This window comes from Variovorax nitratireducens, from assembly GCF_051216545.1.
Taxonomy (GTDB): domain Bacteria; phylum Pseudomonadota; class Gammaproteobacteria; order Burkholderiales; family Burkholderiaceae_C; genus Variovorax.
In genome coordinates, this window is record NZ_JBPJZO010000004.1 from 422,924 (window position 1) to 442,259 (window position 19,336).

Below are 19,336 nucleotides of genomic sequence, written 5' to 3' on the forward strand. Positions count from 1 at the left end.
ACTGGTGTCAGAGCCGAGCGAGTCTTTCCAGCGCCGCGTTGAGCGTTTCGTCCTTTTTGGCAAAGCAGAAGCGCACCACGCGCTGGTCGAAACCGTCGCCGTAGAAAGCCGAGAGTGGGATTGCCGCCACGCCGATCTCGCCGGTGAGCCACAGGCAGAACTCGGATTCTGTCAGGTCGCTCACGGCCGAGATGTCCACGCACTGAAAGTAGGTGCCTTCGCTCGGCAGCAGTTTCAGGCGGGTCTTCGCCAGGCCGGCGGCAAACAAGTCGCGTTTGCGCTGGTAGAAGGCCGGTAATTCGAGGTAGGGCGCCGGGTCGGCCATGAACTGCGCCAGCGCATGCTGCATCGGCGTGTTGACGGTGAACACGTTGAACTGGTGCACCTTGCGGAACTCGGCGGTGAGCGGCGCCGGCGCGGCCACGTAGCCGACCTTCCAGCCGGTCACGTGGTAGGTCTTGCCGAAGCTGCTGACGATGAAGCTGCGCGCGGCCAGGCCCGGGTAGCGCGCGGCGCTTTCGTGGCGCAGCGGCGCGTAGACCATGTGCTCGTAGACCTCGTCGGCAATCACCAGCACCTCGGTGGGCGCCAGCAGCGCGTCGAGCCGGCGCATCTCGGCATCCGTCCACACGGTGGCGCTCGGGTTGTGCGGGGTGTTGACGATGATCGCGCGCGTTTTCGGCGTGAGCGCGGCGGCGATCTTGTCGAAGTCGGGCCGGAACGTACCCGGCGTGAGCGGCACGCGCACCACGGTGCCGCCGGCCAGTTCGATGTTGGGCACGTAGCTGTCGTAGCAGGGCTCCAGCACGATCACCTCGTCGCCGGCGCGCACCACGGCAAGGACGGCGGTGATGATGGCCTGCGTGGCGCCGGCGGTGATGGTGATCTCGTCGGCGGCGCTGTAGCGGTGACCGTAGAGCGCCTCGATCTTCGACACGATCGCGTTGCGCAGCGGCAGGATGCCGGGCATCGGCGGGTACTGGTTATGGCCGGCGGCCATGGCGTCCGTGACGGCCTGCAGCAGCTTCGGATCGCAGCCGAAGTCCGGAAAACCCTGGCCGAGGTTGACCGCATTTTTCTCGGCGGCGAGCGCCGACATCACGGTAAAGATGGTGGTGCCGACGGCCGGCAGCTTGGTGGTCAGTGCCGGCGTCCGCGGCGCGGTGCCAGCGGCGGCGGAAGATGAAAGTACGGCGCTCACAGCTGGTAATCCTGGTTGTGGCCGGCAAGGGCCTTGGCGATGAGATTGCGGTCGAGCCGGTCGCTCAGCAACTCGGCGAACTTGAAGACGAAGTTGCGCAGGTAGGCGCTGCGCTTGAAGGCGACGCGTGCGATGTTGGTGCCGAAGATATGGCCCATCGGGCGCACCACGAGGTCGGCATTGGAGTCGTCGCGCACCGCCATCTCGGCCACGATGCCGACGCCGAGGCCGAGCCGCACATAGGTCTTGATCACGTCGGAATCGATCGCTTCGAGTGCGATGCGTGGCGTGAGCTTCTTCTGCGCGAAGGCATGGTCGATGCGCGTGCGCCCGGTGAACGACGGGTGGTAGGTGATGATCGGCTCGTGCGCGATGTCTTCGAGCGAGACGCGCTCCTTGTTTGCCAACGGATGGTCTTTCGGCAGCACCAGCACGTGCTGCCACTCGTAGCAGGGCAGCGTCACGAGTTCGGCGTAGCCATCGAGCGATTCGGTCGCGATGCCGATCTCGGCAATCTCGTCGATCACCATGCGCGCCACCTGATCCGGCGATCCCTGATGCAGACTCACATTGACCTTGGGGTAGGCCTCGCGCAGCTTCGCCACCGGCACCGGCAGCACATATCGCGCCTGCGTGTGGGTGGTGGCGATCGAGAGCGTGCCGCTGTCCTGCGCGCTGAACTGCTCGCCGATGCGCTTGAGATTGCCGACCTCGCGCATGATCAGTTCGATGCTCGCGATCACGTGCTGGCCCGGCTCGGTCACGCGCTTCAGGCGCTTGCCGTGGCGCGCGAAGATCTCGACGCCGAGTTCTTCCTCGAGCTCGATGATGGCCTTGGAGACGCCGGGTTGCGAGGTGTGCAGCGCCTTGGCCGCCTCGGTCAGATTCAGGTTGCGGCGCACCGCTTCCTGCACAAATTTGAATTGGTGCAGATTCATAACAAATTCCGTCCTTTTGCGGGATTTATTATGCCTTCCGAATCTATCAATGTCGGCGGATCATCCTTGCCCAAGCGCAATCCGGGCCATCAGATCGATCAGTTCCGGCTCTTCGCCGACCGCCTTGCGCAGCGAGAAATCGACCGCCGGGTGGGCCGTGCGAAGCTGCTCCAGCAGCAGCGGCAGGTCTTCACGCAGATGCTTCCCCATGCCGAGAAACAGCGGCACCACGCGCACGCTGCGTGCGCCGCGGGCCACCATCTGCGCAGCCGCCGTCGGCAGGTCGGGCTCGACCAGCTCGAGGTACGCGCAGGCCACCTGGGCTGCCGGGTCGCGCTCGCCGACCCTGCGTGCGACGGCTTCGACGGGCTCGCGCCAGCGCATGTCGCGCGAACCGTGCGCAAACAGCAGAATGCCGCGCTCGCCACCCATCGCTACCGTCTCAACACCAGCCAGCTGAAGGCCGCCAACGACATCACCGAATAGATCATCCCGGGCGCCGCCGCCGTGATCCAGGGCGACCAGGTGCGCAGGTTGCCGATGTAGCCGAACACGTTGTTGAGCAGGAAGAAGCTGATGCCGATCAGCACGCCGCCGAACACATAGCTGGTAATGCCGGTCTGCCGAAAATGCAGGTAGGCGAAAGGCAGGGCGAGCACCACCATCACCAGGCAGGAGAGCGGGTAGAACACCTTGCGCCAGAACTCGATTTCGTAGCGCTGCGCCTTCTGGCCATTGGCATCGAGGTGGCGGATGTAGTCGAACAGGTCGAAGGTGCTCATGCGGTCGGGCTTCAGCAGCGCAACCGACACCATTTCGCCGGTCAGCGAACTGGGCCAGCGCAGCCCGGGGGTGGTCACGGTCTGCACATGTGCCTTGTCGGCATTGCGGGTTTGGTATTGCTGACGCTCGACCCCATAAAGCATCCACGCGCCACCGCTTTCTATCACCGCGAACTCGGCCGAGGTTTGCGAGGCGAGAAAGCCCTTGGCGTCGAATTCGAAGATGCGCGGGTGTTTGAGCGTGCCGTCGCGATCCATCGACACCACATTCACCGCATAGGAGTTTTCGCCCTGCTTCTCACGCAGCCAGGCCCCGGTGTTGCCGCCCATGGCGTAGACGCCCTGGTAACGCGCCTTGAGCAGTTGCGCGGTGCGGTCGCTGAAAGGCGCAAGGTAGTCTCCGACCGCGAACGTGAGCACCACGAAGCCGGCCCCCAGCAGCAGCAGCGTGCGCAGCGCGCGCCAGGGCCCGAGACCACTGGTACGCAGGATGGTGTATTCCGAGCTCTGTGCGAGCCGCGCCATCACGAAGATGGTGCCGATGAGCACTGCGATGGGCAGCAACTCGTACATGTGGCTTGGCACCAGCATGGTCACATAGAGCAGTGCCTGCGGCAGTCCGTAGCCGAGCGCGTTGGCCTTGTTGACGGCCTGCAATTCGTCGACAAAGTCGAAAAAGAAGAACAGGCACAGAAAGCCGAGAGTCACGAAGGCCACGGCCCTCAGCACCTCGCCATAGATCAGTCGTCGAATGGTTTTCACGCGGTCGCAAGGGGTGCCGGGGCAGGGCGCCGCGCCCTCAGACCCCAGTTGTTATGGCGTTTGGCAAGCCAGAGCAGCGCCAGCACGAACACGCCGCCGTGCAGCAGCAGCAGAAAGACGCCGGCGCTGAGACGGCCCGACCCGACCCAGCCCTGCCCGAGATTGAGCAGGTTGTAGTAGATGACGAACGCGAACAGTGCGAACAGCAGGTTGCCGCTGCGACCGACGCGCGGGTTGACACTCGACACCGCGAGCGCCAGCAGTACGAAGTTGATGGCCGCCAGCAGCATGCCGATGCGCCAGGCCAGTTCGGCGCGATAGATCGGCGTCGGGTTGGCCAGCAGCGCCATCGTGGTGCGCGCGCGCGCCGGCGTGTTGTCTTCCGAGGCTGCCACGTTGCTGCCGGTCTTGGCTCCGTAGGTGTCGAACTCGCTGATCTTCAGCCCGGACTTGTCGAGCGGGCGCTCGAGCCGCTGGCCGTTGCTCAGCATCAGGTAGCGAGTCTCGTTGATCGATTCGACCTTGCCGCTACGGGCCGAGGTGATGATCTGGCGGTTGCGTTCGATCGAAGAAATGAACACGTTCGACGCAACGGTTCCGTTGGCCGTGTCCTTGTCGATGAAGAACACGCGGTTGCGGCCGGACGACTCCTGGAACTCGCCGGGCGCCACGCGGTCGATGTCGCCGCGCCGCTCGTACTGGTCGCGCATGCCCTGCGTCTGCGAGTTGGCCCACGGCCATCCCACCAGCGACAGCACCGCGATCAGCAGCAGCACCGGCCATGCAAAGCGGAACAGCGGGTGGATGAAATCGGTCAAGCCGCGACCGCTGGAGAACCAGATGATCATTTCGCTGTCGCGGTACATGCGCGACAGGGTGCCGACGATGGAGACGAACAGGCTCAGGCTCAGGATGGTCGGCATGTAGCCGATCACCGTGTAGGTCATCACGAGAAACACTTCGGCCGGATCGACACTGCCCCTGGCCGCAAGGCCCAGGGTGCGGATCAGCATCATCGTCATCACGATCGTGACCAGAACCACCAAGGTGGCTCCGAAGCTGCGTGACAGCTCCTTGCGTAGGGAGGAATGGAATAACATCGTCGGGGAAAAGAAGGATTATGGACTTTCAACTCAAGACCCTCTCCCTGGCCCAGGCGGCGACCGAAAAGACCGACGCACTGATCGTGCTTGCGGGCGCCCTTGACAACGACAAGGCAGGCGGCCCGCTGGCCGAACTGATCGCCCAGGCCCGTGACGCCGGCGACCTTCCAGCCAAGGCCGGCAAGCTGTTGCAGCTCTATCGTCCCGCGGGTGTCGCGGCGTCGCGCGTGGTGCTGGTTTCGATTGGCGACGGCACGGCGAGCGCGGTGCGTACCGCGGTCGGCGCCGGCGTTCACGCCGTCAAGGGCTGCGATCCGAAGCGCCTTGCCATCGTGTTCGCGCAGCCCGCCGACGCGGCGGCGTTGCGGCTCGCCGTGCTTGCCGCGGCAGACGCCACGTATGTGTACACGACGACCAAGCCCAAGGCGGAGGCACGCACGGTTCGCCATGTCACGCTGGGTGTGCCCGATGCGGCCACGCTGAACCCGGCTTTCCAGGAGGCCAAGGCCACGGTGGCCGGCATCGAGTTCGCCAAGGAGTGGGGCAATCGTCCCGCCAACCATGCCACGCCCACCTTGTTGGCCGAAGCCGCGAAAAGTCTTGCCGAAGCGCCGCACATCAAGTGCGAGGTGCTGGGCCCCAAGGAAGTGGCCAAGCTTGGCATGGGCTCTTTCGCCGCCGTGGCGCAGGGTTCGTCGGAGCCGCTGCGGTTCATCGTGCTCCGATACCAGGGCGGCGCCACGGACGAGCCGCCCGTGGTGTTGGTCGGCAAGGGCATCACCTTCGATACCGGCGGGGTGTCGCTGAAACCGGCGGCCGAAATGGACGAGATGAAGTTCGACATGTGCGGCGCGGCCAGCGTGCTGGGCGTCTTCCGCGCGCTCGGCGACTGCAAACCCGCGATCAACGTGGTCGGCCTGATTCCATCGTGCGAGAACATGAACGACGGTGCTGCGCTCAAGCCAGGCGACGTCGTCACCAGCATGAGCGGCCAAACCATCGAGGTGCTCAACACCGATGCAGAAGGCCGCCTGATCCTTTGCGATGCACTGACCTACGCCAAGCGCTTCGCGCCGGCCGCCGTGATCGACATCGCGACGCTGACCGGCGCCTGCGTGGTGGCGCTGGGCGGCGTGCGCAGCGGCTTGTTCTCGAGCGACGACACGCTGGCCGCGGCGTTGGAGACAGCGGGCGAGCAATCGCAAGACCGCTGCTGGCGCTTGCCGCTCGACGACGAGTATGCAGAAGGCCTCAAGACGCATTTCGCCGATGTGGCCAACATCGCGGGCCGGGCTGGTGGCGCAATCACCGCAGCCAAGTTCCTGCAGCGTTTTGTGGGTGACTTCCCGTGGGCGCATCTGGACATTGCCGGCACGGCCTGGAAGAGCGGCGCCGCCAAGGGCTCGACCGGGCGACCCGTGGGCCTGCTGCTGTCGTACCTGATGGCGCGCGCGGCAACTGCTTCGCCCACAACGCCCGCCAAGTCCGCCCGGCGCAGGACCCGGTAGTCAGGCAGGCCGCCCTTGACCGAGATCGACTTCCACTTCAACGCCGCCGACAAGGTGAGCCACACCTGCAGGCTGCTGCGCAAGGCGGTGGTGGTCGGCGGCGCGCGCGTCGTGGTCACGGCCGATGCCGCGATGCTCGACGCCATCGACGCCGCGCTCTGGCAGTTTTCAGCCACCGACTTCATCGGCCATTGCCGCAGCGACGGCGAGCCGCAGATGCTCGCGCGGTCGCCGGTGGTGCTGGCTGCTTCCGACGCGGTCGGTTTGCCGCACCAGCAGGTGCTGGTGAACCTGGGCGAGGTCGTGCCGACCGGTTTCGAGCGCTTCGAGCGACTGATCGAGGTCGTCACCGGGGACGACGCCGACCGCATGGCGGGCCGGGCGCGTTGGCGTCACTATGCCGAACGTGGCTACGCGTTGAAGCGCCATGACCTGTCCGGAGGTGGCGCCTGATGGTGAGCACGCTGCGCACGCCGCCCCGCTTTGTTCCCACGCTCACTGCGGTGGTCGAACTGCCCGTGCCGCCCGAGCCGCCGGCTGAGACGCCGGAGGCCGTGGCCGAAACTGAAACCCTCGTGTCGCAGGCGGCGTTCCACAGCCCCGAGGAAGAGAAGGCTGCCATGGCGCCCGCGCTGGCGCTGTCGGATGCCGAGGCGTTCCGCTTCGAGGAGGGCCTGGTTCACCGCGTGTTGCAGCGGGTCGACCTTTCCCTCGAAGCCCGCATGACCGACACCGTTTCGGCTGCTGTCCAGCAGCAACTCGACAGCATGCTGCCGCGTCTGCGCGCAGAAATCGAAACGATTTTGCGGGAGCTCGTGGTCGAAGCGCTGGCCCATGAACTTTCCGAAAACACAGGGTCTGCGACAGGATTGGGCCCTGAATCCTTGGGCTAAACTCCGCGCCGGGTCGATGCGCGAGGGCGCGGCGATGCGTGGCACGGCGCGGAATTTGCTCTGTTGTCTTGCCCGGATCAACCGACCGGTTTTTTGTTGTTTATCTAATTCATCCATGTTCTGGAGGTTCTCATGCAATTGAAATGGACTGCGGTCGCTTTGGCTGCTCTCACGCTTGTGGCTTGCGGCAAGAAAGAAGAAGCTGCCGCCCCTGCTGCCACGCCGGCGCCAACTGCTGCTGCACCCGCGCCCGCCGCACCTCCGGCCGATGCAATCGTCGTCAAGATCGGCCACGTGGGCCCCACCAGCGGCGCCATCGCCCACCTGGGCAAGGACAACGAACTGGGCGCCAAGATGGCCATCGAAGACCTGAACGCCAAGGGCGTGAAGATCGGCGACAAGGTTGCCAAGTTCGAACTGCTGGCTGAAGACGACGCCGGCGACCCGAAGCAAGGCACCGCTGTGGCCCAGAAGCTGGTCGACAGCAAGGTCAATGGCGTGGTCGGTCACCTGAACTCGGGCACCACCATCCCGGCCTCCAAGCTGTACAGCGACGCTGGCATTCCCCAGATTTCGCCTTCGGCCACCAACCCCAAGTACACGCGCCAAGGCTTCAAGACCACGTTCCGCGTGGTGGCTGACGACACGCAACTCGGTGGCACGCTGGGCAAGTACGCGGTCGAAACGCTGAAGGGCAAGAACATCGCCGTGATCGACGACCGCACGGCTTACGGCCAGGGCGTTGCCGAAGAGTTCGAGAAGGCCGCCAAGGCTGCCGGCGCCACCATCGTCGGCCACGAGTTCACGACCGACAAGGCCACCGACTTCAACGCCATCCTGACCAAGCTCAAGGGCGCCAAGCCTGACGTGCTGTTCTTTGGTGGCATGGACGCCGTTGCCGGCCCGATGCTCAAGCAGGTCAAGCAACTGGGCATGAGCGTCAAGTTCATGGGCGGCGACGGCATGTGCACCGGCGAGTTAGCCAAGCTGGCCGGCGATGCCGTGGGCGAAGAAATGGTCGTGTGCGCCGAAGCCGGCGGCGTTGACGGTGACTTCAAGGCACCGCTCGAAGCCTGGAAGACCAAGTTCAAGGAAAAGAACGGCGTCGAAGTGCAGATTTATGCACCGTACGTCTACGACGCCGTGAACGTGATGGTCGCGGCGATGGAAAAGGCCGGCTCTTCGGATCCGGTCAAGTACCTGCCTGAAATCGGCAAGATCCAATACAAGGGTCTGACCGGCCCGATCGCATTCGACGAAAAGGGCGACATCAAGAATGGCGCGCTGACCCTGTACACCTACAAGGCCGGCAAGCGCGAGCAACTCGCCGTGGTGCGCTGAACTGGTTCTTCGTTAATCAGTTTGAATTAAAAAGGGCCTTCGGGCCCTTTTTCTTTGCACGCACCACTTGCATATTCGAGTTTTTAGGCTCATTGTGGATACCGCTAGTGGTTTCTCCATGGGTCTCCTAACCAAAGATCCTTAGGCCTGCTTCACTGCAGGCCTCTTTTTGTCCGGGCAAGGAATGCGCCCGGACAAAATAAAAAACGGGCCCCGAGGGGCCCGTTTTACTGATGGTTGGCGGAGCAGGCGGGATTCGAACCCGCGGAGGGCTATTAACCCTCACACGCTTTCCAGGCGTGCGACTTAAACCACTCATCCACCGCTCCGAAGCCCGCGATTCTAACCGGCTGCGGGGCCGGTTTTGCCAGCCTGCACCATGCGCATCGCGGAGGCGATGAGGGCTGCGGTCTCGGTCATGTTGCTGGGGACGATCAGGGTGGTGGTGGCGTCGGCTGCCACCTTGCCATAGGCATCGACCGCGCGCTCGGCCACCTTCAGCTGCACGGCCTGTTCGCCGCCCGGTTCGCGAATGGCGGCTGCAACGCGCGAGATGGCGCCGGCGGTCGCATCGGCCACTGCGGTGATGGCGGCGGCCTCGCCCTGGGCGTTGTTGATCTGCGCCTGCTTCTCGCCTTCAGAGCGCGCGATGAAGGCTTCGCGTTCGCCGGTGGCGATGTTGATCTGCTCCTGGCGGCGGCCCTCCGACGCGGCGATCAGTGCGCGCTTCTCGCGCTCTGCCGTGATCTGGCGCTGCATCGCCTGCAGAATTTCCTTGGGCGGGGTCAAGTCCTTGATTTCGTAGCGCAGCACTTTCACGCCCCAGTTCAGCGCGGCCTCGTCGATGGCGGCAACCACCTGCGCGTTGATGATGTCGCGCTCCTCGAAGGTCTTGTCGAGCTCGAGCTTGCCGATCACGCTGCGCAGCGAGGTCTGGGCGAGTTGCGTCACGGCCACGATGTAGTTCGAAGAGCCGTAGCTGGCGCGCATCGGGTCGGTCACCTGGAAGTAGAGGATGCCGTCGACCTGCAACTGCGTGTTGTCGCGCGTGATGCAGATCTGGCTCGGCACGTCGAGCGGGATTTCCTTCAGGCTGTGCTTGTAGGCAACCCGATCGACGAAGGGGATGAGGAAATTGGCGCCCGGTGTCATCGTGCCGTTGTACTTGCCGAGGCGCTCGCGCACCCAGGCGTGTTGTTGCGGCACGATCTTGATCGTGAGCCACACGAAGATGACGGCGATGACGAGGATGGCGGCTGCGATTTCCATGATGAGTTCCTGTTGGGGTACGGTTGTTCAGATTTTGTCGACCACCAGGCGGCTGCCGGTGACTTCGGCCACGCGGTGCGCGCCGATGGAGGGCGTTGCACCAGCGCGCGGCACTACGGTCCATTGGGCGCCGCGATAGCGCACGCTGGCGGTGCCGTCGGCGTTCCAGGCGTCGACCTGAACCGTCTCGCCGATGTCCAGATTGACGTCGCGGTTCGCCTGCGAGGGTGGCTCTGCCGGCCGGGAACGCCGGATGAGATACCAGGCCAACATGGCCCCCACGCCAACGACTGCCGCACACAGGAGCTGCACGGTCAGCCCGGCGCCCATGTGGGCCGCCAGCGCCGCGGCCGCGAACCCCACGCCCAGCAGCAGCAGGTAAACCGTGCCGGACAGCAATTCCAGCACGACGGCACCCGCCGCGATCAGCCACCAGATGGTGGAACTAGCCATGTCATCTCCTCGTTGGTCGTCAGTCCTGCATTTTGGGTCAAACCGCGCCGGTGACCTTCATGCGAATTCCGTACACTGCGCGGCTATTTGCCTGTCCGGAGCCCTGCCCATGAAATTCCGCTTTCCCATCGTCATCATCGACGAGGACTTCCGCGCCGAGAACACCTCGGGGCTCGGCATCCGCGCGCTGGCGCAGGCCATCGAAAGCGAGGGCTTCGAGGTGCTTGGCGTGACGAGCTACGGCGACCTGAGCCAGTTCGCGCAACAGCAAAGCCGCGCCAGCGCGTTCATCCTGTCGATCGACGACGAGGAGTTCACCCCCGGTCCCGACCTCGACCCCGCCGTGCTCAACCTGCGCAGCTTCATCGAACAGGTGCGCCGCAAGAACGCCGAGGTGCCGATCTACATCTATGGCGAGACGCGCACCTCGCGCCACATCCCGAACGACATCCTGCGCGAGCTGCACGGCTTCATCCACATGTTCGAGGACACGCCGGAGTTCGTGGCACGCCACATCATCCGCGAGTGCAAGAGCTACCTCGAAGGCGTGCAGCCGCCATTCTTCAAGGCGCTGATCGACTACGCCGAAGACGGCTCGTACTCCTGGCACTGCCCGGGCCACTCCGGCGGCGTGGCGTTTCTGAAGAGCCCGGTCGGCCAGATGTTCCACCAGTTCTTCGGCGAGAACATGCTGCGCGCCGACGTCTGCAACGCGGTCGAGGAACTCGGCCAACTGCTCGACCACACCGGCCCGGTGGCGGCCAGCGAGCGCAATGCGGCGCGCATCTTCAATGCCGACCATTGCTTCTTCGTCACCAACGGCACCAGCACCAGCAACAAGATGGTGTGGCACCACACGGTGGCGCCGAACGACGTGGTGGTGGTCGACCGCAACTGCCACAAGTCGATCCTGCACGCGATCATCATGACCGGCGCGATACCGGTTTTCATGAAGCCCACGCGCAACCACTTCGGCATCATCGGCCCGATTCCCCAGAGCGAGTTCGAGCAGAGCGCGATCAAGGCCAAGATCAAGGCCAATCCGCTGCTGGCAGGCGTCGATCACGACAAGATCAAGCCGCGCGTGATGACGCTCACGCAGTCGACCTACGACGGCGTGATCTACAACACCGAGACCATCAAGAACATGCTCGACGGCTACGTCGACACGCTGCACTTCGACGAAGCATGGCTGCCGCATGCCGCCTTCCACCCCTTCTACGGCGCCTACCACGCCATGGGCAAGCGCCGGGTGCGGCCGAAGGAGTCGCTGGTGTTCGCGACCCAGTCGACCCACAAGCTGCTGGCCGGCATCAGCCAGGCCAGCCATGTGCTGGTGCAGGACTCGCAGAACCGCGCGCTCGACCGCGACCTGTTCAATGAGGCCTACCTGATGCATTCGTCAACCAGCCCGCAGTACGCGATCATTGCGAGCTGCGACGTTGCCGCCGCCATGATGGAGCCGCCTGGCGGCACCGCGCTGGTGGAAGAAAGCATCCTCGAAGCGCTCGACTTCCGGCGCGCGATGCGCAAGGTCGAGGAGGAATTCGGCAAGGACGAATGGTGGTTCAAGGTCTGGGGGCCGGAAAAGCTGGTCGACGAAGGCATCGGCCGCGCCGACGACTGGATCATGAAAGGCGAGGGCAGCAGCGACAAGAAAACCAAGAGCTCTGCGCGCAACTGGCATGGCTTCGGCAAGCTGGCCGACGGCTTCAACATGCTCGATCCGATCAAGTCGACCATCGTCACGCCGGGTCTCGACCTGCAGGGCAAGTTTGCCGACACCGGCATCCCGGCCAGCGTGGTGACCAAGTTCCTGGCCGAACATGGCGTGATCGTGGAGAAGACCGGGCTCTACAGCTTCTTCATCATGTTCACCATCGGCATCACCAAGGGCCGCTGGAACACGCTGTTGACGGCGCTGCAGCAGTTCAAGGACGACTATGCGCGCAACCAGCCGATGTGGCGCATCCTGCCCGAGTTCTGCCAGCAGCATCCCGGCTACGAGAAGCTCGGCCTGCGCGACCTGTGCCAGCGCATCCACAGGCTCTACGCGCGCTACGACGTGGCGCGCCTCACCACCGAGATGTACCTGAGCGACCTGACGCCCGCGATGAAGCCCAGCGACGCCTACGCGCACATCGCACACCGCAAGACCGAGCGCGTGGAGATCGACCAGCTCGAAGGGCGCATCACCACCAGCCTGATCACGCCGTATCCACCGGGCATTCCGCTCCTGATCCCGGGCGAGGTGTTCAACAAGAAGATCGTCGACTACCTGAAGTTTGCACGCGAGTTCAACACCGAGTGCCCCGGCTTCGAGACCGATATCCACGGCCTCGTGGCCAAGATCGACGAAACGGGCAAGAAGCGCTACTACGCAGACTGCGTGCGCGCCAGCTGAGCTTCTTCAGCCAAAGCGCAGCGCGATCAGTACCGCCAGGACGATCGGACCGGTCAGCGTCACGCGGACGTCAGCATGCAGCGTTGTGCGCGCGTCAGGTAGTGCGAGAGCGGCGGCGTCGCGAGATGAGGTGACTTGGCCTGGTCGTCCCACAGGCGCAACTGCACGGCTTTGGTGGCATTGGGCTGCGCGATGAAACGATCAGCAGCGTCTGCCGCGAAAACGCCACCCTGTAGTTCAAGGCTGCGTTTCGAGTCGGCAGACAGGCCTTGCCAATAGTCGGGCCGCGTTGCGCACAGGTAGCGCTTGGCATCGACATGCCACTTGATCGCGTCGAGCACGCGGTCGCTGAACACGTGGCGAAGGAAGGGCAGGGCGAAGTACTGGTGCACGTCGTCGACACCACGCAAGGTGGGCGATTCGCCCTGGTCGTTGAGCAGGTGGCCGAGGTCGTGCAGCAGCGCTGCAGTGACGAGTTCGTCGTCGGCCCCGGCCTGTTCGGCCAGGTACGCCGTTTGCAACGCGTGCTCGAGCTGAGTGACGGGCTCGCCGCTGTACTGGGCGCCGCCGTGGCGCGCAAACAGCGTTTCGATGTCCGCAAGGGTGAGTGCCATGGCTCAGGCCTCCACCGCGGCCGCGGCCCGTGCCGCAGCGGCGCTCGCGACCTGCTTCAGTTCGTAGTTGCGCAGTGTGCGTTCGCGGCTGTTCATCACATGCTGGTACATCGCCTGGCCGGCCGCATCGGGGTCGCCGGCTGCGATCGCTTTGACGATCTGGCGATGCTCGCGCGAGTAGACGGCCATCGACTCGCTGGTCAGGTTCTGGCGCCGGAACAGCGAGAGTTCGTTCACCAGCTTGCGGTAGGTGGCCGTAAGCTTGGCGTTGCCGGCGAGTTCGAGCAACCGGTCGTGAAACTTGAGGTTGAAGCGGTGGTAGTCGTTGGCGTTGTCGCCTTTGACGGCCTGATCCATTGCGTCGGCCAGCTGGCGCAGCTCGCGAACCTCTGCGGGGCTCAGGCCTTTGGCTAGCTTGCGGCCCACGTAAAGATCCATCACGGCACGCACTTCGAAGATCTCGAGGGCTTCCTCGATCGGCACATGCCGCACGAACACGCCGCGGTTCTTTTCGGTGCGCACCAGCCCGGCTTCCTCGAGCATGCGGAACGCTTCGCGCACCGGGCCGCGCGACACGCCGATCTGCTCGGCCAGCGTGGCTTCGGTCAGTTTGGCACCGGAGGGGAGCACGCCGTCCAGGATCATGCGTTCGATCTCGGCTTGCACCAGATCGGCGAGCGAATGCGACTGGAGTTGCGCGATGGCGGGGTTGCTGGAGATCCTGGAGGCCATGCCGAATACTAAGCGTCGCATTCTAGATTGTCTACAATTTACAAAAAACAATAGACAACTTGGCGGATCAGGCCCCGATTTTGCTTGGCGCATGTGTCACGAACATGTCGTTTCGTGCCGGCACAGTCCTTTCTTTTTCGACAAGGAGCACCCCATGCATCTCGCCAAATCCCTTATCGCCGGCCTGCTCGGCATGGCTTTCGCTACTGGTGCGCTTGCGCAGAAAACCCAGCTCATCGTCTACACCGCGCTGGAAACCGACCAGCTCAAGGCGTACCAGGAGGCATTCAACAAGGTCGAGCCCAACATCGAAATCAAATGGGTGCGCGATTCCACTGGCGTCGTCACCGCCAAGCTGCTGGCCGAGAAAGGCAATCCGCAGGCCGACGTGATCATGGGCGTGGCGGCCACCAGCCTGGCGCTGTTCGAGCGCAACGGCATGCTTGAGGCTTACGCACCCTTGAACCTCGACGCCATCATGCCGGCCTACCGCGACAAGAAGTCGCCGCCGGCCTGGTTCGGCATGGACGTGTTCGGCGCCGTGGTGTGCTTCAACACGGTCGAGGCGAAGAAGAAGAACATCGCGATCCCGACCACCTGGAAAGACCTGACCAAGCCCGAGTTCAAGGGCCAGGTCGTGATGCCCAATCCGGCGTCGTCGGGCACGGGCTACCTGGACGTGGTGTCCTGGCTGCAGCTGTGGGGCGACGATGCGGGCAAGGGCGGCGGCTGGAAGTACATGGATGCGCTGCACGAGAACATCGGCCAATACACCCATTCGGGCTCCAAGCCCTGCAACATGGCCGCAGCCGGCGAGTACGTGGCGGGCGTGTCGTTCGAATACCGCGGCCATACCAACAAAGCCAAGGGCGCACCCATCGAGTTGGTGTTCCCGAAGGAGGGCCTGGGCTGGGATCTGGAAGGCTTCGCCATCTACAAGGGAACCAAGAAGCTGGACGCGGCGAAAAAGCTGGCCGACTGGGCCTCGTCCAAGGACGCGATGATCCTGTACGGCAAGAATTTCGCGATCACGGCGCAGCCCGGCGTCGCCCCCAAGCTGGCCAACATCCCGGCCGACTACGAGTCGCGCCTGATCAAGCTCGATTTCGACAAGGCCGCTGCCGGCCGCGAGCGCACGCTGGCCGAGTGGTCGAAACGCTACGACGCCAAGAGCGAACCGAAGAAGTGAGCCGGGGCCTCGCGTGACCGACGCCTACCTCGAACTGCGCGGCATCCAGAAGCGCTTCGGCAGCTTCACCGCGCTGGACAACATCGACCTGTCGATCCGGCGCGGCGAGTTCGTCTGCTTCCTCGGCCCCTCCGGATGCGGCAAGACGACCCTGTTGCGCATCATCGCCGGGCTGGAGACGCAGACGGCCGGGCACATCTTGCAGGCCGGGCGGGACATCTCGGTGCTGCCGCCGGCCGGGCGCGACTACGGAATCATGTTCCAGTCGTATGCGCTGTTTCCAAACCTCACGGTGGCGCAGAACGTGGGCTACGGTCTTGTCAACCGCAAGCAGACACGCGCGCAGATCACGCCGCGCGTCGAAGAATTGCTGGCGCTGGTCGGCCTGCCCGGAAGCGGCGCCAAGTACCCGGCGCAGATGTCGGGTGGACAGCAGCAGCGCATCGCGCTCGCCCGTGCGCTCGCGACCTCGCCCGGGCTGTTGCTGCTCGACGAGCCGCTGTCGGCGCTCGACGCGATCGTGCGCGTGCACCTGCGCAACGAGATCCGCGACCTGCAACGCAAGCTCGGCGTCACGACCGTGATGGTCACGCACGACCAGGAGGAGGCCCTGTCGGTGGCCGATCGAATCGTGGTCATGAACCATGGCGTGATCGAGCAGGTCGGCACGCCGCTGGAGGTGTACCGCGAGCCGGCGTCGCCGTTCGTGGCCGACTTCGTTGGCAAGGTCAACCGGCTCCAGGCCGTGGCCGAGGGCGATCACTGGTTCCGCTGCGGCAACATGCGGCTGCAAACCGCGCAGGGCCACGGTTCGGGCTTCCGGCCCGGCCGCGAGGTCGCGCTCTACCTGCGGCCCGAAGACCGTGTCGTCGGCAACGTGCACGACGACGACCCGATGCGCTGCGCCGGCACGGTGCGCCACATCGAGTTTCTTGGCGGCAACTGCCTGGCCGAGGTCGATGTCGAAGGCATTCCGGGCCAGCCCTTGCAGTTGCAGTACTCGCTCAACCAGATGGACGAGTTCGACGTGCGCCAGGGCGCCAGCGTGCGCTTCGCGCTGCGGGCCGACCGGCTGCGGGTGTTTCCCGTCGCCGCTGCCTGACATGGCGCCCACGACCGCGGTGCTGGTGCCGCCGCTGCGCCAGCAGGTGCACTGGACCGATCGGGTCGGCAATCTGATGCTGCTCGGCACCGTCGCTCTGCTGTGCATCGGCCTGATCGCGCCGTTGCTGCTGATCCTGTCGAAAGCGCTCGACGCCCCCGAGGGCGGTGCTGTTTCGGGCCTCGGCGCGTTCGGCGCCTACCTGGCCTCGCCGGCGCTGCTGCAAAGCCTCTGGCACAGCGTCTGGGTGTCGGTGCTGGTCACCGTGATCGTGGTGCCGCTGGCCTTCACCTTCGCCTATGCGCTCACGCGCAGCTGCATGCCGTTCAAGCCGCTGTTTCGTACCATCACGCTGCTGCCGCTGCTCGCGCCGTCACTGCTGTCGGCGATCTCGCTGATCTACTGGTTCGGCAACCAGGGCATCGCAAAAGACTTCTGGCTGGCGCTCGGTTTCACGGGCATCTACGGCGCGCCGGGCATCGTGCTGGCCGAATGCTTCGCGGCCTTTCCGCATGTGCTGATGATCCTCGTGACCGCGCTCACGCTGGCCGATGCGCGGTTGTACGAGGCCGCCGATGCGCTCGGCACCAGCACCCTGCGCAAGTTCTTCACCATCACCTTGCCGGGCGCCAAGTACGGCCTGATTTCAGCCGCGATGGTGTGCTTCACGCTGGTCATCACCGACTTCGGGATTCCCAAGGTGGTGGGCGGCAACTTCAACGTGCTGGCCACCGACGTGTTCAAGCTGGTGATCGGCCAGCAGGACTTCCAGCGCGGGGCGGTCGTGGCGCTGCTGCTGCTGGCGCCGGCGGTGCTGACCTTCGGCGTCGACTATCTGGTGCAGCGCAAGCAGACCGCGACGCTCACAGCCCGTGCCGTGGCGCTGGTGCCGAAGCGGGCCAAAGCTTTCGACACAGCGATGACCTTGTACTGCGTGCTCATCGTCGTGTTGATGCTCGCCATGTTCTTCATGGCGGTGTTCGCCTCGTTCGCGACGCTCTGGCCCTACAACCTCGCGCCCAGCTTCAACCATTACGTGTCGGGCCTGGTCGACGCCGAACTGGGCGACGCGATGCTCAACAGCCTGAAGCTCGCGGCTTGCACCGCTGTGATCGGCACCGTGATCGTGTTCATCGGCGCCTACCTGCTCGAAAAGACGCGCGGCTTCGACTGGGTGCGGCCGCTGGTGCGCCTGATGGCGATGCTGCCGATGGCCGTGCCCGGCCTGGTGCTGGGCCTGGGCTACATATTCTTCTTCAACGCGCCGTCGAACCCGCTGAACGTGATGTACCAGACGCTGCCGCTGCTGGTGCTGTGCACGATCATCCATTTCTACACCACCGGCCACCTCACGATGGTGACGGCGCTGAAGTCGATCGACGCGGAATTCGAAGCCGTCTCGGCCTCGCTCAAGGTGCCGTTCTACAAGACCTTCTGGCGCGTCACGCTGCCGATCTGCCTGCCGACCCTGCTGGACGTGTCGCGCTACTTCTTCATCAACGCGATGACCACGATTTCTGCCGTGGTGTTCCTCTATTCGCCGGACACCAAGCTCGCGTCGGTCGCGATCCTGAACCTCGACGAAGCCGGCGACACCGGCCCGGCCGCAGCCATGGCCGTGCTGATCGCCGCCACCTCGGCCGTGGTCACCTTGCTCTACATGGCGCTCGGCAAATGGGTCGACCGCCACACGCAGCGCTGGCGGGCGCCGGGGCGATGAACGCCCCGCACGGCCGCCCGAAGGTGTGTTCGCTTCCGCCTGGCGGGACAGCACGAAGCGCAAGGGTGCCCTGATGACATTGGCGCTGTTCGATCTCGACAACACCTTGCTCACCGGCGACAGCGAGGTGCTCCGGGTCGAGTACCTGCTGGCGCGGCCACCACTTTTCTTCACACCATGAGCATCACGAACCCCACGAACTTCGACCTCATCGTCGTCGGCGCCGGCATTGTCGGCCTGGCGCATGCGTACACCGCCGCCAAGCGCGGCCTGCGCGTGTGCGTGGTCGAGCGCGACGCGGCCTGCGTGGGCGCCTCGATCCGCAACTTCGGCTTCATCACCGTCACCGGCCAGGGCGCGGGCGACACCTGGCGCCGCGCCAGACGGGCGCGCGAGGTCTGGGGCGAGGTGGCGCCTCGCGCCGGCATCGCGGCGGTGCACCACGGCCTGTACCTCACTGCCTTTCGTCCCCAGGCCTTGAAGGTGCTGGAGGAGTTCATGGCCACAGAGATGGGCGCGGGCTGCGAACTGATCGACACCGCCGAGGCGGCCCGGCGCGCACCGGTGCTGCAACTCGACGGCGCACAGGCGGTGCTCTACAGTCCGCACGAGATGCGGGTCGAATCGCGCACGGCCATCGCCCTGCTCGCACGCTGGCTGTCGGATGCGATGGGTGTGGTGTTCCGCTTCAGCGAGGTGGTGCTCGAGGTGGCGACGCCACGGGTGCGCACCTCGCGCGGCGTGCTGCATGGCGAACGCGTTGCGGTCTGCACCAACACCGATTTGAACGGCCTTTTCGCCGAGCGCCTGAGCCCGCACAAGCTGCGGCTGTGCCTGCTGCAGATGCTGCGCGTGCATCCGGAGCCGGGCTTCAAGCTGCCGGGTTCGGTGATGGCCGACCTGAGCCTGGTGCGCTACCACGGCTACAGCAAGCTGCCCGCGGCCGTGCCGCTGCTGGAACAGATGCGCCGGGAGGAGGGCGAGTCGCTCGACAACGGCATCCACCTGATCGTGGTGCAGAGCGCCGACGGCTCGCTGGTGGTGGGCGACTCGCACCTCTACGGCGATGCGCCCGAGCCCTTCGCCGACCAGCGCGTCGACGAACTGATCCTCGAACACCTGCACAAGACGCTCAAGCTGCAGCAGTGCCGCGTGACCGAGCGCTGGGTCGGCATCTATCCCTCGTCGGCCAGCGCCGACTGCCTGATCGACGCGCCCGACGACGCAACCCGGCTCGTGCTCGTCACCAGCGGCACGGGCGCCAGCACGGCCTTCGGAATCGCCGAAGACGTGTTCGCTGGCTGGTAAACCTTTTTTCCCAAACA

Annotated in this window: 18 protein-coding genes and 1 tRNA gene; 9 read left to right on the forward strand and 10 right to left on the reverse strand. The window is 64.9% G+C overall.

The annotated features are described in order from the left end of the window. Positions 1-7: 7 nt before the first annotated feature. Genes ACSFA8_RS14140 through lptF form a run of 5 tightly spaced genes read right to left on the reverse strand, consistent with a single transcriptional unit; the run spans position 8 to position 4,783 of the window. Positions 8-1,201 (reverse strand): pyridoxal phosphate-dependent aminotransferase, encoded by a 1,194-nt coding sequence (locus ACSFA8_RS14140; protein WP_435480135.1) that lies wholly within the window; start codon positions 1,199-1,201, stop codon positions 8-10. Beyond that, on the reverse strand, positions 1,198-2,139 hold the full coding sequence (locus tag ACSFA8_RS14145) for a CysB family HTH-type transcriptional regulator (RefSeq protein WP_435480136.1): 942 nt from the start codon (positions 2,137-2,139) through the stop codon (positions 1,198-1,200). The genes ACSFA8_RS14140 and ACSFA8_RS14145 overlap by 4 nt, the downstream gene beginning before the upstream one ends. A gap of 60 nt (positions 2,140-2,199) precedes the next feature. Next, positions 2,200-2,571 carry a sirohydrochlorin chelatase gene (locus ACSFA8_RS14150; protein WP_435480137.1) on the reverse strand — a complete coding sequence of 124 codons (372 nt, stop codon included), beginning with the start codon at positions 2,569-2,571 and terminating at the stop codon, positions 2,200-2,202. A 2-nt stretch (positions 2,572-2,573) separates the two neighbouring features. Then, the gene (lptG, locus tag ACSFA8_RS14155) at positions 2,574-3,683 is read right to left on the reverse strand and encodes an LPS export ABC transporter permease LptG (RefSeq protein ID WP_435480138.1); all 1,110 of its coding nucleotides are present in this window, start codon (positions 3,681-3,683) and stop codon (positions 2,574-2,576) included. After that, the gene (gene lptF / locus ACSFA8_RS14160; protein WP_435480139.1) at positions 3,680-4,783 is read right to left on the reverse strand and encodes an LPS export ABC transporter permease LptF; all 1,104 of its coding nucleotides are present in this window, start codon (positions 4,781-4,783) and stop codon (positions 3,680-3,682) included. The genes lptG and lptF overlap by 4 nt, the downstream gene beginning before the upstream one ends. A 20-nt stretch (positions 4,784-4,803) precedes the next feature. On the opposite strand from lptF, the gene ACSFA8_RS14165 reads away from it, so the two are divergent. The 4 genes from ACSFA8_RS14165 (at position 4,804) to ACSFA8_RS14180 (ending at position 8,528) form a co-directional block, all read left to right on the forward strand. Next, on the forward strand, positions 4,804-6,294 hold the full coding sequence (locus ACSFA8_RS14165) for a leucyl aminopeptidase (protein WP_435480140.1): 1,491 nt from the start codon (positions 4,804-4,806) through the stop codon (positions 6,292-6,294). Between the two features lie 15 nt (positions 6,295-6,309). Further along, a complete protein-coding gene (locus ACSFA8_RS14170; protein WP_435480141.1) occupies positions 6,310-6,747 on the forward strand; it encodes a DNA polymerase III subunit chi in 438 nt (145 codons plus the stop codon). Next, positions 6,747-7,187 carry a hypothetical protein gene (locus ACSFA8_RS14175; protein WP_435480142.1) on the forward strand — a complete coding sequence of 147 codons (441 nt, stop codon included), beginning with the start codon at positions 6,747-6,749 and terminating at the stop codon, positions 7,185-7,187. The genes ACSFA8_RS14170 and ACSFA8_RS14175 overlap by 1 nt, the downstream gene beginning before the upstream one ends. A gap of 132 nt (positions 7,188-7,319) precedes the next feature. Beyond that, a complete protein-coding gene (locus ACSFA8_RS14180; protein WP_286543938.1) occupies positions 7,320-8,528 on the forward strand; it encodes a branched-chain amino acid ABC transporter substrate-binding protein in 1,209 nt (402 codons plus the stop codon). A 238-nt stretch (positions 8,529-8,766) separates the two neighbouring features. On the opposite strand, the gene ACSFA8_RS14185 is transcribed toward ACSFA8_RS14180, so the two are convergent. The 3 genes from ACSFA8_RS14185 to ACSFA8_RS14195 all read right to left on the reverse strand — a co-directional run bounded on the left by ACSFA8_RS14185 (position 8,767) and on the right by ACSFA8_RS14195 (position 10,250). Continuing rightward, positions 8,767-8,857, reverse strand: a tRNA-Ser gene (locus ACSFA8_RS14185). 13 nt (positions 8,858-8,870) lie between these two features. Next, entirely contained in the window at positions 8,871-9,797 is a 927-nt protein-coding gene (locus tag ACSFA8_RS14190; protein ID WP_286543941.1) for an SPFH domain-containing protein, read from the reverse strand. Between the two features lie 27 nt (positions 9,798-9,824). Beyond that, complete coding sequence (locus ACSFA8_RS14195; protein ID WP_435480143.1) at positions 9,825-10,250, reverse strand: NfeD family protein; 426 nt, start codon at positions 10,248-10,250, stop codon at positions 9,825-9,827. A 109-nt stretch (positions 10,251-10,359) separates the two neighbouring features. Between ACSFA8_RS14195 and ACSFA8_RS14200 the strand changes: the two genes are divergently transcribed. Beyond that, on the forward strand, positions 10,360-12,654 hold the full coding sequence (locus ACSFA8_RS14200; protein WP_435480144.1) for an Orn/Lys/Arg family decarboxylase: 2,295 nt from the start codon (positions 10,360-10,362) through the stop codon (positions 12,652-12,654). Between the two features lie 59 nt (positions 12,655-12,713). Here the strand turns inward: ACSFA8_RS14200 and ACSFA8_RS14205 are convergent, their stop codons facing one another. Both ACSFA8_RS14205 and ACSFA8_RS14210 read right to left on the reverse strand, forming a co-directional pair. After that, complete coding sequence (locus ACSFA8_RS14205; protein WP_435480145.1) at positions 12,714-13,268, reverse strand: phosphonate degradation HD-domain oxygenase; 555 nt, start codon at positions 13,266-13,268, stop codon at positions 12,714-12,716. 3 nt (positions 13,269-13,271) lie between these two features. Then, positions 13,272-14,021 (reverse strand): phosphonate utilization associated transcriptional regulator, encoded by a 750-nt coding sequence (locus ACSFA8_RS14210; RefSeq protein ID WP_435480146.1) that lies wholly within the window; start codon positions 14,019-14,021, stop codon positions 13,272-13,274. Between the two features lie 133 nt (positions 14,022-14,154). On the opposite strand from ACSFA8_RS14210, the gene ACSFA8_RS14215 reads away from it, so the two are divergent. The 4 genes from ACSFA8_RS14215 to ACSFA8_RS14230 all read left to right on the forward strand — a co-directional run bounded on the left by ACSFA8_RS14215 (position 14,155) and on the right by ACSFA8_RS14230 (position 19,319). Beyond that, a complete protein-coding gene (locus tag ACSFA8_RS14215; protein WP_435480147.1) occupies positions 14,155-15,189 on the forward strand; it encodes a putative 2-aminoethylphosphonate ABC transporter substrate-binding protein in 1,035 nt (344 codons plus the stop codon). Positions 15,190-15,202: 13 nt separating this feature from the next. Then, a complete protein-coding gene (locus ACSFA8_RS14220) occupies positions 15,203-16,291 on the forward strand; it encodes a putative 2-aminoethylphosphonate ABC transporter ATP-binding protein (protein ID WP_435480148.1) in 1,089 nt (362 codons plus the stop codon). Position 16,292: 1 nt separating this feature from the next. After that, entirely contained in the window at positions 16,293-18,011 is a 1,719-nt protein-coding gene (locus ACSFA8_RS14225) for a putative 2-aminoethylphosphonate ABC transporter permease subunit (protein WP_435480149.1), read from the forward strand. A 177-nt stretch (positions 18,012-18,188) separates the two neighbouring features. Further along, entirely contained in the window at positions 18,189-19,319 is a 1,131-nt protein-coding gene (locus ACSFA8_RS14230) for a TIGR03364 family FAD-dependent oxidoreductase (RefSeq protein WP_435480150.1), read from the forward strand. Positions 19,320-19,336: the final 17 nt, after the last annotated feature.

Excerpts from the sequence above, each read along its gene's own strand:
- ACSFA8_RS14145 (WP_435480136.1), bottom strand. The coding sequence starts at position 2,139 with ATGAATCTGCACCAATTCAAATTTGTGCAGGAAGCGGTGCGCCGCAAC.
- ACSFA8_RS14150 (WP_435480137.1), bottom strand. The coding sequence starts at position 2,571 with ATGGGTGGCGAGCGCGGCATTCTGCTGTTTGCGCACGGTTCGCGCGAC.
- lptF (WP_435480139.1), bottom strand. The coding sequence starts at position 4,783 with ATGTTATTCCATTCCTCCCTACGCAAGGAGCTGTCACGCAGCTTCGGA.
- ACSFA8_RS14165 (WP_435480140.1), top strand. The coding sequence starts at position 4,804 with ATGGACTTTCAACTCAAGACCCTCTCCCTGGCCCAGGCGGCGACCGAA.
- ACSFA8_RS14175 (WP_435480142.1), top strand. The coding sequence starts at position 6,747 with ATGGTGAGCACGCTGCGCACGCCGCCCCGCTTTGTTCCCACGCTCACT.
- ACSFA8_RS14180 (WP_286543938.1), top strand. The coding sequence starts at position 7,320 with ATGCAATTGAAATGGACTGCGGTCGCTTTGGCTGCTCTCACGCTTGTG.
- ACSFA8_RS14190 (WP_286543941.1), bottom strand. The coding sequence starts at position 9,797 with ATGGAAATCGCAGCCGCCATCCTCGTCATCGCCGTCATCTTCGTGTGG.
- ACSFA8_RS14195 (WP_435480143.1), bottom strand. The coding sequence starts at position 10,250 with ATGGCTAGTTCCACCATCTGGTGGCTGATCGCGGCGGGTGCCGTCGTG.
- ACSFA8_RS14200 (WP_435480144.1), top strand. The coding sequence starts at position 10,360 with ATGAAATTCCGCTTTCCCATCGTCATCATCGACGAGGACTTCCGCGCC.
- ACSFA8_RS14205 (WP_435480145.1), bottom strand. The coding sequence starts at position 13,268 with ATGGCACTCACCCTTGCGGACATCGAAACGCTGTTTGCGCGCCACGGC.
- ACSFA8_RS14210 (WP_435480146.1), bottom strand. The coding sequence starts at position 14,021 with ATGCGACGCTTAGTATTCGGCATGGCCTCCAGGATCTCCAGCAACCCC.
- ACSFA8_RS14215 (WP_435480147.1), top strand. The coding sequence starts at position 14,155 with ATGCATCTCGCCAAATCCCTTATCGCCGGCCTGCTCGGCATGGCTTTC.
- ACSFA8_RS14225 (WP_435480149.1), top strand. The coding sequence starts at position 16,293 with ATGGCGCCCACGACCGCGGTGCTGGTGCCGCCGCTGCGCCAGCAGGTG.
- ACSFA8_RS14230 (WP_435480150.1), top strand. The coding sequence starts at position 18,189 with ATGAGCATCACGAACCCCACGAACTTCGACCTCATCGTCGTCGGCGCC.